This is a genomic window from Paenibacillus sp. FSL M8-0228 (assembly GCF_038007385.1).
In the GTDB taxonomy this organism is placed as follows: domain Bacteria; phylum Bacillota; class Bacilli; order Paenibacillales; family Paenibacillaceae; genus Paenibacillus; species Paenibacillus polymyxa_D.
On sequence record NZ_JBBOXA010000001.1, the window covers coordinates 1640244 to 1653049 of the forward strand.

A 12806-nucleotide genomic window follows, 5' to 3' on the forward strand; every position below is an offset into this window, starting at 1 on the left:
GCCGTATCGAATCTTAGTGACAGAGGTTCGATACGGCTTTTTGGCCTATCATCATAGAAGCTCTCTTACTCTGATAATTACCCGCTGCGGGGAAGCCGGACTAATAAGGTTGAACGCTTCACGGAAGGCGGGTTACCATAGTACCGGACACACCTTAGAATCAACATACAGTAGTATTGAAGGAGGGCATAATTGTGACTACACCAGATCGTACTCGCGTCACTGTAGAGATCTACGGTACTTCTTATAAACTCGTCGGCAGCAATACCGATTATATGAAGCAGGTTGCCAATTACGTGGATGAGCGTATGCACAGCATTTCTCAAGCTCATTCGCGTCTGGATATGCCCCGAATTGCCGTGCTGGCTGCGGTTCATATGGCAGAAGAAGCTGTACAAATCCAGGAAATTCAGAGTCATATGAACCGCTTAGCAGCGGAACGAGCAGAGCTCCGGGGAGATCTGGCGCAACTCCAGACAGCTCTAGGGGAACAACAGCAGAAAAATACAGATATGCATCAATCTCTTATTCAACTGAAGGAAGAAAAGGAAGCAACGCAGAAGAAGCTGATGGAAACCGAATCTGTATCAGCCAAGGAGATTGCCCAATTGAGGGCAAAGCTGGAACAGCAGGAGAAAAAAGCGGCTGAACTTGAAAATGGACAAAAACAAGCTAAACGTGAATTGGAGGAGTCCCGTCAAGAAGCTTCTCGCAAGCTGAAAGAGCAGCAGGAGGCGGCCAATGCGCGTATCCGGCAGATAGAAGAGCAGATGAAGAAGGAAGTATCTGAAGCGGCTAAACAGGCAGAAGCCAAGCTGTCAGCTGCAGAGAAGACTCATCAGGAGCAAAAGCGCACAAAACTGGACAAGCTGCGATCTGCTTTGCAGCAAGAGCATAGCAAGAAGGTAAGCGAATGGCAAACCAAGTGTTCCGGACTGAATGAGCAGCTGGAGCAGGAACGTAAACAGGCTGAATTGGCGTTGAATGAGGAAAAGCTCCAGCATCAGGAAGCGCAGAAACGAGCTGATGAAGCTGCACTGGAGCAGGAGATTCGGGTCGAGGAGCTTCAGGAACAATTAGAACAAGTACAGGCAGGCAGTACAGAGCTTTCTTCTCGTCTGGGAGAGGCTCAAGAGCAAGCAAGAGTACTGAAGGAACAACAGTCCGAGCTGGAGTCTGTGCTGGAAACACAGCGACAGGCTGCGATAGAGCGAGAGCAGGCAGATACGCTTGCACGTGAAGAATTGCAAAGTCGATATGATCAATTAGAAGCTGAAGCCAAGGCTAAGCAGCAGCAGACGGCTAAGCTGGAGGAAGAACAGCGACGGATGCAGAAGCTGTTGGAGCAAGCTCACGTATCTTCTCGCAAGCTGCAAAGTGAGCTGGCTACGCTAGCTGAAAGCGAGAAGTCATGGAAGAAGCTTGCAGAAGAACGCCAGGTGGCAGTTGATGAGCTGGAGCTCTCCTTGCTGGAAGCACGTGAACAGAAGGAAGAAATACAAGAGCAATTACAGCACGCAGCGGCTGAGCTCGAAGCTATTAATGATAAATTTGCTTCACAACAGCAACGGCTAGTTCAACTCGAAGCGAGAATCAAGGAGCTTTCACCTGAGCTGATTCGCGTGCAGGATGAGCTTGAGAAAGCCAAAGTCCGAGAGCAAGAGGGAACTAAGGCGTATCAATCGCTTCAGGAGCAATATGGAAGCATGAAGAGCCGAGCTGGACAGCTGGAGCAAAATATCAAGCAGCTCCAGCAGGAAAATCGAGAACGGCGGAGTGAACTGGAACGTGCTGAGGAAGAATCCCTGGAATGGCAGCTTAAATACGATCAGTTGAAGGCTGAAGCGGAACGTTTGGAAGCCGAAGATGCTGCCCGTAAGGAAGAATTTGCTTCTTGGGAGCGGGAAATAGCGGTAACGGTTCAACAAAAGGAACATCTTCAGGAGGAGATTCGTTTGGCTGTTGAAACTGCCAAAACGGCGAAGGCTGAACAGCAGTCCATAGAGCAGGAACGAATGGCCTTGCAGTCTGAATTGGACGAAGTGGGTCAAAAATATGAAATGGCGGCGCATCAGCTTCGTCTGTTGCAAGTACAACAGGACGTAGATCGGGAAAATTCGGAGAGGATTTCTACGGAATTACGTCAATTACAGGAAGAATACACCAAGCTTCAAACTGAGTATAATGAATGGATTGAACTTATTGAACAGGATCAGTAGATACGGATTAAACATGTAAGGCAATCCCCGGCTGCTCATCGCCGGGGATTGTTTGTTTATTGTATCCACTCAGAGGTGTAAATGACAAAAAGCTGTCCTTTGGCAGATGAATTCTGCTTCGGGACAGCTTTGCCAGAAGCGATTACTGAAATTAATTCCCGTTTTTGCGACCGGCTTCAAACGGTGTCGATACCGGAATGAACAGGTCGATAATCCCGATAACCAATGCAGCGAGCAATGCGCCCAGAACGGAAACACTGACATGAGCGACGACATATTGAGCGACCCAGATCACCAGAGCGCTCACAAGAAAACCTACGATACCGCGTCCAAATGGGGAGACGCGTCGACCAAACACCGCCTCGACGATATAGCCAATCAAGGCAATGACAATGGCTAGGATCAGCGCGCTCCAAAAGCCGCCTACACTAAATCCGGGAACGATCCAGCTTACGACCATCAGCACCAGAGCGGCAACGATGAAACGTACAATGTGCCCGAGAATGCTCACGGAATAACCTCCTTTGTTTTTTGAATCAGGGTTAGACAAAGGTTAGTGTGTGGCATGAAGAGCTTTCTTATGTGTAAAACAGAGTTGGCAAATAGCGTAAGTTTGCTGCTTTCGGTATAATATAGATATAAGTGAAAGGAGTAGTGAAGTTGGACTCTAAAATTTTCAAAACCCTTGAATATCAAAAAATTCTAAATAAACTAAGTCACTATGCCCAAACGGCAACGGGACAACAGACAGCCCTTCAGCTACAGCCCAGCGATGATTTGGAGCATATCAAGAAAATGCTGAAAGGTACGGATGAGGCCTATGCTGCTGATCGCCTCAAAGGAGTGCCTTCATTTAACGGAGTAGTGGATATCACTCCGGCGGTGAAGCGTGCCCGTATTGGTGGAACATTAAGCCCGCATGAGTTGCTTGGCATTCGGACAACGGTTCAGGCCGCACGCCGTATACAAGTATACGTGACAAGTTTGCATGAAGAAAATCCTGTCGAAACATTGCTGTATTGGAGTGAGCAGCTTTCGGAGCAGAGAAGTTTAGAAAACTCCATCAAAGGCTGTATTGACGAAAATGCAGAAGTGTTGGATTCTGCCAGCACAGAGCTTTCACAAATCCGTCGGGAGCTGCGCTCGGGAGAAGTGCGTATTCGTGAGAAGCTGGATTCCATGATTCGTTCCTCAACTGTATCCAAAATGCTTCAAGATCAGTTGATTACGATTCGTGGAGATCGGTTTGTGATCCCGGTTAAGGCCGAATACCGTTCTTATTTTGGCGGAATTGTTCATGATCAATCCGGGTCAGGTGCAACATTGTTTATCGAGCCTGAATCTATCGTAGCCATGAACAATAAGCTGAGGGAAACAAGGCTGAGAGAAGAGCGTGAAATTGAAGTCATTTTACAAAAGCTGACCGCACTTGTCGCAGAACAAGCGGATATGTTGCTGTATGATGTGGACGTTTTGGGCAATCTTGATTTTATTTTTGCAAAAGCGCGTCTCGCCCGTGAAATGAAGGCAACCTTGCCTTTAATGAATGACCGAGGGTACTTGAAGCTGAAAAAAGGCAGACATCCTCTAATTCCGTTGGAGCAGGTCGTTCCCATAGATGTGGAGCTGGGCAATTCATACACCTCCATTATCGTTACCGGACCGAACACAGGGGGGAAAACCGTTACCCTGAAAACCATTGGCCTGCTTAGTTTGATGGCGATGTCTGGACTGTTTGTACCTGTTGAGGATGAAAGCCAGCTGTGTGTATTTGATGCAATCTATGCTGATATTGGTGACGAGCAGAGCATTGAGCAAAACTTGAGTACATTTTCCAGTCACATGACCAATATCATTAGCATCCTGAAAAATATGACGCCCAAAAGTCTTGTATTGCTTGACGAAGTGGGGGCAGGAACGGACCCCGCGGAAGGTTCGGCTTTGGCTGTGTCCATTTTGGAGCATATACATGCCATGGGTTGCCGTATGGTTGCGACGACTCACTATAGTGAATTGAAGGCGTATGCCTACGAGCGTAAAGGAATTATTAATGCAAGCATGGAGTTTGATGTCGCTACATTAAGCCCGACTTACCGCCTTCTGGTCGGTGTCCCCGGACGAAGTAACGCATTTGCCATTGCCGAGCGATTGGGATTGCCAGGGCGCATATTAGACTATGCCCGTGGTGAGGTAACAGAAGAAGACCAGCGCGTTGAGCACATGATTGCGTCACTGGAGCAGAACCGTTTGACAGCTGAGCAAGAACGGGAAAAAGCAGAGCAGTTGCGTAAAGAAATGGAAGCATTGCGTAGCCGTCATCAGATGGAGCTGGATAAGCTGGAGTCCCAACGGGACCGTATGCTGGAAAAAGCTGAGGACGAAGCAAGAGTTCTCGTGGATAAGGCTCGTAGCGAAGCTGAGAAAATCATTACTGATTTGCGTAAATTGGCTCAGGAAGAAGGGGCCTCGGTTAAGGAGCACAAGCTGATTGCAGCTCGCAGAGAACTGGATGAGGCTGAACCGAAGCAACGCAAGAAAAGTACTGTCAAACGCCCGGCCGCTACGCGTACTCGTTCTATCATGGCTGGCGATGAAGTATCCGTTCACAGTCTGAATAAAAAAGGCCACGTGGTTGAACTGTCCGGTACCAAGGAAGCTGTGGTTCAACTGGGGATCATGAAGATGAAGGTCAGTCTGGATGACCTGGAACTACTGCAACCTGCCCAAACAACGACTCCAAGAGTTCAAAAACCAGTCACTGGCGTTAAACGGACACGGGATGATAACGTACGAAGTGAACTTGATCTTCGGGGGGCGAACGTGGAGGAAGCCTTGATGGAAGTGGACCGCTTCATGGATGAAGCGTTTCTGGCCAATCTGGGTCAGGTACACATTATTCATGGCAAAGGTACGGGTATTCTGAGAACCGGTATTCAGGAGTACCTCCGTAAGCATAAACATGTGAAAAGCTACCGTATCGGTAATTACAATGAAGGCGGTACAGGCGTAACCGTTGCTGAATTGGAATAGTTATGGGTTGCGGCTTTGCCCGGGAACGCTTGGTAGAACGGGAGGGACGAAGTGAAGATGGCGATTGATGAATTGCTGTCACATCCGTTGGGGATGATGCTGGGTTATTTCTCGGTGGCGGTGCTGGAGTTAATTGTATTTTTGTCGTGTTTTGAGCTGGTAACCCGCTATAAATGCTGGGAAGAGATCAAGCGCGGCAATGTTTCAGTAGCCATGGCTACGGGAGGGAAAATGTTCGGTATTTGCAACGTGCTCCGCTTTGCAATGGAAGCCAAATCGAGCGTGTACGATACGATGATTTGGTCGTTCGTTGGCTTTTTACTGCTACTTGCGGCGTACTTTCTTTTTGAGTTTCTGACACCGGTATTTTCTATCGATCAACAGATTAAAGAGGATAACCGTGCTGTCGGCTTGTTTTCCATGATTATTTCAATATCGTTATCTTATGTGATCGGTGCCAGTGTAACTTGACACATCCTGTATACTAGAGCTTGGTATACGCTTGGAACGGAAGGATGATAAAGCTTGGAAATGACTATTTGTCCATGGTGTAACATGGAAATTATTTGGGATGAAGAATTGGGCCCTGAGGAAGAGTGTCCCTATTGCCATAATGATCTGAAAGGTTACTCTGACATCACTGATGATGATGAAGATGAGTCTGTTTCTCCACCTGTTCATAGACATGCCGGTGAGCATGGACATGAAGAGACGAAACATGATCATGTGACTTCTGTAACCCCGGCGCCTCACGCTCATGGAAAAGAAGACCTGAAGGGTTATCGTACATTGAGTATTCAGCTCGGTGATGATGAAGAGCAGGATATTTTATATGAGGCAGAGGATGAAATCGTAGTTGAAAAACCGGTTGATGCACCGTTGTTGCAGGATAATGAGCTTCATAAGCTGCCGGTGCTGCATACTTTGCAAAAATTTGAAGAAAGCGGTGCGGATCTGATGGCTTATGAACAAGGCGCTGAACAAATACTCGACAGACAAGATGAAGTTCTTGAATGTTCCCAATGTGGAGAGTACATGCTGCATGCGGGTTCGCAAACCGTAACCAGAGAAGGCTTTGAACCGTCGATGTCGCCAGCACTCGGCAAACCTGTTCTGGACTTGCCATTCGTCTTGAATGTTTATGTGTGTCCTAGCTGTTTTCATGTCCAGCACACATTGTCAGAGAATGACCGACTGCGGATGCTGGAGAAGCTCAGCGGTATTTCCAACAATTAATTAGCAATCCCCCGGATAGGCCCAAGCTCAATACGGGCATCTTAATCGAAGAAATCTTTGAACAAGCTGGCTTTAAACAAGCTGATTGGTGATTTTTCGGTTAGGGGGAACTGCATTGAAATCAAACCTAAACGGACAATCCATTCTGCTATTAAGCTTGAATGGATTGTTTGTGTTTGCAGCAGCATTGTCAGGCACATTTCTCAACGTATATTTATGGAAGAGCAGGCAGGATTACGCGATGATTGGCTGGTTTAATGTCAGCCAACAAATTGCGCTGGGAATTATGGTCTGGGTGGCTGGAAAATGGGTCAAGGAACATAACAAAATGAATGCCCTGCGCGTGGGGACAGCACTGTCCGGTCTGTTTTATTTAATCATGTTATATACGGGACCGCAGGCTGTAAACTACATATGGCCGCTCGGAATGTTATTGGGTGCAGCATTAGGTTTATTCTGGCTGGCGTTTAATGTCATTTTTTTCGAAGTCACAGATCAGGCAAGTCGCGATCATTTTAACGGATGGGTCGGTCTGCTGGGTTCGTTTTCCGGTATCGTGGGTCCTTGGCTGTCTGGTTGGATTATTGCTCGTATGGAGGATGATGCGGGTTATCGAGTAATATTCAGTATTTCCTTAGCTTTTTATGTCGTAGGAGTGGTGCTTAGTTTTTTTCTTCGCAAGCGTAAGCCGACAGGAAATTACAATTGGAAGGAGCCTAAGCAACGATTGTCACAAAAAGGGAGCATGTGGCGTCCCTTGTCGTTATCACTTGTTACCCAGGGCATTCGTGAAGGGGTTTTTGCCTTCCTGATTACGCTGCTCGTGTATGTAGCTACTCAACAGGAATGGAAGCTGGCACAGTTTTCACTTATCACCTCGGCGGTTTCATTTTTCAGCTTTTGGGCTGTCGGAAAATGGCTCAAGCCACACTATCGCTCGGCTGGTATGCTGTTGGGTGCTGTATTGTTGGTGATTGCGCTGTTACCATTATTGTGGCGTATGGAGTATATCACGCTACTGATTATGGGGATCGGCACCGCTATATTCCTGCCCTTGTATTTAATTCCTATGATCTCAGCGAGTTTTGATTTAATGGGTACGAGTGAAGGAGATGCGAATCAGAGAGTGGAACTGGTTGTACTGCGTGAACTGTGCTTAATGGTAGGACGGTTGACCGGTACACTCATTTTCTTGGGCGTCCTAAGTATCAGCAAGGCTCCTACAGCGATGATTTGGTTGTTGATTGGACTTGCATTAATGCCAGTGATCGGCTGGTTTTTTATGCGAAATGTGCTGAAGATGGAACAGAAGACAAAGCGAAGCAATTCTCATTCCCATGCACAACGCTGGCGCAAGCAAACGGAGTAACAGGAAAATTCAACACAAAAAGAACCTCAGAATTCACTTATATAGGCGAAAGGAGGTTCTTTTTGTATTCATATGTTAAACCATTGGTTTTGTTGCTTCTGGCGAGGGTTTGGTCGTACGGGTCAGAGAATACAGCTCCATTTCAGGTCGGTGTGTGCCCGTCAGTTCATCAGCCAATAGCTGTGCGGCCATCATATTCGTAACCGTCCCATTTCCCCCGTAACCCTCCAAGAAATAGCAGTTTGGAAAACGCGGATGTGGACCAATATACGGCAAGCCGTCGTGAGAGGAGCCGAATACAGCCGCCCAAGCGTAGTCGATCTGAAATGGCACACTGGGAAAATGCTCCTGTAGTGCTTGCAGCAGCTTTTGTTGTTGGTGTAGTAGCCTGATTTCACGTTGGTTGGCGTCCAATACAGGTTCATCCAAACCACCAATAATGATACGTCCTTCCGGTGTGGAGCGCATATATAGATAAGGACGGGCCGTTTCCCAGATCAGACACTGCTCATGCCACAAGGGAGCATCTCCGATTGGATTGGTGGCGATAGCATAAGAGCTTTGCAGAACGGCTCCCTGATCGGTTTTAATCTCTTGTGTTTCATAACCCGTTGCAAAAATGATTTTTTTCGCTCGGATCATTCCACCGCTGGTATGACAAACGACTTCATTTTCATTGAATTCAAAATGCTTGGCTTCCGTATGCTCATATAAGCGTACACCGAGACGGCTGGCGGATTGCAATAGTCCTTGGGCAAACAAAAATGGATTAACCTCGGCATCTTCGTGTGTGTACAAGGCTGCCGGTTTTCGAAAAGGAAATCGGGTAGCCACTTGTTGCTCATCCCAGTACTCCACTGGAAATCCAAACCGGGTTAGCTGTTTGTACTCTTCCTGAAGCACCTGTACATCTTCTAGTGTACTTGCATAGTACAGGCTGCTTCGCCGAATAAAGGAAGGGTCTGTATCCAGTGTGGCAGCCAGCTTATCTAACTGATCTAGTGCATCCTTGCACATGCGGTAAAACAGTACACCGTTCGTTTCACCAAACGTATTGATGAAAGAGGTTAAGGTCTTGTCATTGCTGTATTGCAGCAGGCCAGTATTGGCCGAAGAGCTTCCAGTTACCAGTTTGCGTTTGTCAATAACCACGGTGTCTACCTGTCGTTCTCCCAATAACCGGGAGCAGATGGCCCCTCCCATCCCTCCTCCGATGATCAATACATCACAAATTAAATCCTCTGCCAAAGGCGGAAAATCCAGTGTCTGCTCCACGGAATTCGGCCAATATGTATTCCCGCTTATCAACTCCATATAAAATAGCACTCCTCATAGGCAATATGTAGTATTTCTTATGTGTACATAGTATTTCGCCAAACGGACAAGATAACCAGCGTGCAACAAAACTTTTAAGGAGGCACAGAGATTATGCAATCTACGAACATGCAACCCCTGTCAGGCAAAGAGCTGGAGTACATCGTGGACTCCATCTCCAATGAAGAACTACTACTCAAACAATGTGCGGCCACAGCGGCGTCTATTCAGCACCCAGCCATCCAACAAGCCTGTTTACAACTGGCAAGAACTCATGAGCACCACTTGAATCTGCTTTCTAATGCTCTTCAACAGCATCAGCAGCTTGCTCCAATGCAACCACAGCAGTAATTTGGATTTACCAATAAAGGAGGTTTGACAGAATGTATTCACAAAACAATATGTCATTTATGCCCGAAGAAGATTTGCTCTATACCATTCTTGCTGATATGAAACGTACAGTGCGCGAATACACAACGGCGACGACAGAATCCAATTGTCCGTCTGTGCGTCAGATGTTCACCGACCTTACGAATGATACATTGCGTCTGCAAGGTGATTTGTATCATCTGATGAGCCAAAATAATATGTACGCCACTCCAACTAAAGCACTGCGCATCGATTTGGACAAACAGATTCAAGAAGCTCGCAAGACCCAACAAGAATGCCAACAGTTCATTCAGCAAAAGTCGACATCCGCGGGAGTATATGGTCAATCTATGCACCAGCAAGGCCAGTCTACACACCAAAACAACCCTTATTATATGTAAACGGGATTTTCTGTTTTTGAAGCAGATTCCCATAACAGCCGTCCACCTGCCGGGTTTACCGGAGTGGACGGTTTTTCTTTGCAGGTTTAAAGTGCGTATTGTATGATGTATAGTAATCTCTTTCGATGGAGGCCTTATGTAGAATGACAGAGCTGAATGAATTGAAATTAAAAGTGCTGGAATTGTTAAAAGAAGATGCAAGAAGAACACCGACTTTATTGGCTACTATGCTGGGGGTTGACGAGCAGGATGTACGCATCTCAATGAAAGAGCTCGAAGACCAACACGTGATTGTCAAATATGCCGCTGTAGTTAATTGGGACAAAGTCGACGACGAAAAGGTTACCGCTTTGATCGAAGTGCAAATTACACCCGAGCGTGGAAGAGGCTTTGAAGGGATTGCAGAACGGATTTATTTGTATCCGCAAGTTAAATCGGTCTATCTCATGTCCGGAGCATACGATTTGCTGGTAGAGGTTGAAGGCCGCAATCTTCGTGAGGTCGCTAACTTTGTGTCGGAGAAACTGTCGCCTATTGATTCGGTCTTGTCTACCAAGACTAATTTTACGCTTAAAAAATACAAGCAGGACGGAATTATCTTTGAGGACCATCAGGAAGATAATCGTCTGATGATTTCGCCGTAAAGGAAGATCATGATGAATCTCAAAACAGAAGCATTTACCGACAGTAACAAAGCTATGAGTTCCTATTTGTCCCCGTTGGTGCGCGAGATCCCATCTTCGGGTATTCGTAAGTTTTTTGACTTGGTGGGTGGCAACAAGGATATTATTACCCTTGGTGTAGGCGAACCGGATTTTACAACCCCTTGGCATATGCGGGAAGCCTGTGTCTATTCATTAGAGCGAGGTTTTACCAGCTATACGTCTAATGCGGGAACGCCAGAACTGCGTGAAGCGATCAGTGATTATCTGAATGAGCAATTTGAAGTCCGTTATGATCCTAAAAATGAGATTATCGTGACCGTTGGGGGAAGCGAGGCGATTGATCTTGCTTTGCGTGCGTTAATTGTACCTGGCGACGAAATTCTCGTGCCCGAACCGTGCTACATTTCATATTCTCCAATCACTGCAATTGGAGGCGGGATTCCGGTAGGTATTGAAACCTTTGCTAAGGATGAATTCAAGCTGACGGCTGAGGCGCTGGAGGCAAAAATTACACCTAAATCCAAGGTGCTGATTTTATGCTATCCGAGCAATCCAACTGGGGCTACGATGACTTATGAAGATTGGCTTCCGATTGCCGAAGTCGTGGAAAAGCATGATTTGATCGTCATTTCTGATGAAATTTATGCTGAATTGAATTATGGAGAGAAGCACGTCAGTTTTGCCGCTATGCCTGGTATGATGGATCGTACGATTCTCGTCAGTGGTTTTTCCAAAGCCTTCGCCATGACAGGTTGGCGTATTGGATATACATGCGGACATCCCGATCTGATTGCCGCTATGCTCAAAATCCATCAGTACACCGTAATGTGTGCGCCTTCTATGGGGCAAGTTGCGGCACTGGAAGGGTTGCGGAATGGTTTGGGTGAGAAAGATCGTATGGTAGAAGCCTATAATCAGCGTCGCCGTCTGATGGTTGAAGGGTTTCGGGAAATCGGCCTGGAGTGCCATGAGCCAAGAGGGGCTTTTTACGTTTTCCCTAGTATTCAAAGCACGGGACTCAGCTCAGATGAATTTGCACAGCGTCTTTTGGCAGAGGCTAAAGTTGCGGCTGTACCAGGTAATGTGTTCGGTTTGGGAGGCGAAGGCTATCTTCGTTGCTCATACGCGACTTCTGTTGCTCAGCTGACGGAGGCACTGGATCGGATTGGTCATTTTGTAGAAAAAGTAAGAAAAGAAGGTTAAAATTATTTTTTTATGGGTAATTCATAAAAAATAGTATTTTATTTCTAAATTTCTATGCTATAATTTGAAATCGATAGCAGGAAGTTCAATTTTTCAATTGTAGGAGGAATGCTCATGTCATATGTTGGATTTAATTCGTCTAGTTCAATAGGATACGACATTTCTCTGGAAGATGAAATTTTGTTCCTGCGCAATGAGATGATGCGGACGTTTCAGAAAGAGCAGTCCTTCACCTCTGATCTTGTCATTGAGATCAGCTGCAAGCTCGATTTGAAAATCAATGAATATATGAAGCTGTATGGTACGGAATGCAAGGTTTAACCGTGTGAAGTCAGCCAAATGTAAGAAGAAGGCCGTCGAGCCTTCTTTTTTTGCGTTCACAACTTATGATATATTAATGGCATGGAAGAGGGGGCGTACATATGAGAGCGGGGCTAAAAAGGCTATCGCCGTGGATCATCGGAATGCTGACACTTGTATTATTGGCTGGATGTGGGGGACGGGACAAGGACAGCTTCTCCATTTTTATTATGGATAAAGGGGATGCTTCAGTCATCCGTGAGGAGCTGGCACAAAAGCTTAAGGATAAGCTGGGTGAACAGGCTCCGACTATTGAGATTTCAGTCAGTCCGCTGTATAACCAGCAGAAGCTGGTTGTAGAATATGCGGCCGGGGAACATGATCTGTTTCTTTTGCCGGAAGAGGACATGAAGCTGTATGGACAGAATGGTTCGAATCTGCCGTTAGATGATGCTTTTGACAAGAAGACGTATGCCCGGGGCGTGTTCGAGGGCGGCGTATTTAAGAAGAAGGGGCAGGAGGAAGAAGGAACAGATGTGAGCAAGGAAACTCATTTGTTCGGAATTCCGGTGGAGCAGATGAAGATGTTTAAGGAGCTAAAATATAACTCCAAAACATTATTTGCTACCGTTCCGCCTCGTACAAGCAATAAGGAAGAAGCCATCAAGGTGCTGAAAGCACTTACGGAATGATAAAGGGG

13 protein-coding genes are annotated in these 12806 nt (G+C 46.5%); 11 read left to right on the forward strand and 2 right to left on the reverse strand.

Annotated features, from left to right (window positions below; translation table 11 throughout):
* The first annotated feature begins 194 nt into the window (after positions 1 to 194).
* Positions 195 to 2219 carry a cell division protein ZapA gene (zapA, locus tag MKY98_RS07525; protein ID WP_069012842.1) on the forward strand — a complete coding sequence of 675 codons (2025 nt, stop codon included), beginning with the start codon at positions 195 to 197 and terminating at the stop codon, positions 2217 to 2219.
* A 151-nt stretch (positions 2220 to 2370) separates the two neighbouring features.
* Here the strand turns inward: zapA and MKY98_RS07530 are convergent, their stop codons facing one another.
* Complete coding sequence (locus MKY98_RS07530; RefSeq protein ID WP_029516484.1) at positions 2371 to 2730, reverse strand: phage holin family protein; 360 nt, start codon at positions 2728 to 2730, stop codon at positions 2371 to 2373.
* 149 nt (positions 2731 to 2879) lie between these two features.
* Between MKY98_RS07530 and MKY98_RS07535 the strand changes: the two genes are divergently transcribed.
* The 4 genes from MKY98_RS07535 (at position 2880) to MKY98_RS07550 (ending at position 7854) form a co-directional block, all read left to right on the forward strand.
* Complete coding sequence (locus tag MKY98_RS07535; RefSeq protein WP_069012841.1) at positions 2880 to 5249, forward strand: endonuclease MutS2; 2370 nt, start codon at positions 2880 to 2882, stop codon at positions 5247 to 5249.
* A gap of 57 nt (positions 5250 to 5306) precedes the next feature.
* Positions 5307 to 5720: a DUF350 domain-containing protein gene (locus tag MKY98_RS07540; protein ID WP_013309402.1), complete on the forward strand. Its 414-nt coding sequence runs from the start codon at positions 5307 to 5309 to the stop codon at positions 5718 to 5720.
* A 54-nt stretch (positions 5721 to 5774) separates the two neighbouring features.
* Positions 5775 to 6485: a hypothetical protein gene (locus MKY98_RS07545; protein ID WP_069012840.1), complete on the forward strand. Its 711-nt coding sequence runs from the start codon at positions 5775 to 5777 to the stop codon at positions 6483 to 6485.
* Positions 6486 to 6600: 115 nt separating this feature from the next.
* Positions 6601 to 7854: an MFS transporter gene (locus tag MKY98_RS07550; RefSeq protein WP_341010741.1), complete on the forward strand. Its 1254-nt coding sequence runs from the start codon at positions 6601 to 6603 to the stop codon at positions 7852 to 7854.
* Between the two features lie 75 nt (positions 7855 to 7929).
* Here MKY98_RS07550 and MKY98_RS07555 read toward each other — a convergent pair whose 3' ends face one another.
* Positions 7930 to 9168: an NAD(P)/FAD-dependent oxidoreductase gene (locus tag MKY98_RS07555; RefSeq protein WP_069012838.1), complete on the reverse strand. Its 1239-nt coding sequence runs from the start codon at positions 9166 to 9168 to the stop codon at positions 7930 to 7932.
* A gap of 114 nt (positions 9169 to 9282) precedes the next feature.
* Here MKY98_RS07555 and MKY98_RS07560 point away from each other — a divergent pair, with 114 nt between their 5' ends.
* From MKY98_RS07560 to MKY98_RS07585, 6 genes are all read left to right on the forward strand, one after another.
* On the forward strand, positions 9283 to 9519 hold the full coding sequence (locus tag MKY98_RS07560) for a hypothetical protein (protein WP_013370103.1): 237 nt from the start codon (positions 9283 to 9285) through the stop codon (positions 9517 to 9519).
* A gap of 32 nt (positions 9520 to 9551) precedes the next feature.
* Positions 9552 to 9938, forward strand: a complete 387-nt coding sequence (locus MKY98_RS07565) for a spore coat protein (protein ID WP_069012837.1) — start codon at positions 9552 to 9554, stop codon at positions 9936 to 9938.
* A gap of 143 nt (positions 9939 to 10081) precedes the next feature.
* Positions 10082 to 10582: an Lrp/AsnC family transcriptional regulator gene (locus tag MKY98_RS07570; protein ID WP_069012836.1), complete on the forward strand. Its 501-nt coding sequence runs from the start codon at positions 10082 to 10084 to the stop codon at positions 10580 to 10582.
* 12 nt (positions 10583 to 10594) lie between these two features.
* Complete coding sequence (locus MKY98_RS07575) at positions 10595 to 11806, forward strand: aminotransferase class I/II-fold pyridoxal phosphate-dependent enzyme (RefSeq protein WP_029516491.1); 1212 nt, start codon at positions 10595 to 10597, stop codon at positions 11804 to 11806.
* 114 nt (positions 11807 to 11920) lie between these two features.
* Positions 11921 to 12127 (forward strand): aspartyl-phosphate phosphatase Spo0E family protein, encoded by a 207-nt coding sequence (locus MKY98_RS07580; RefSeq protein ID WP_069012835.1) that lies wholly within the window; start codon positions 11921 to 11923, stop codon positions 12125 to 12127.
* Positions 12128 to 12228: 101 nt separating this feature from the next.
* Entirely contained in the window at positions 12229 to 12798 is a 570-nt protein-coding gene (locus MKY98_RS07585; RefSeq protein WP_069012834.1) for a hypothetical protein, read from the forward strand.
* Positions 12799 to 12806 lie beyond the last annotated feature (8 nt).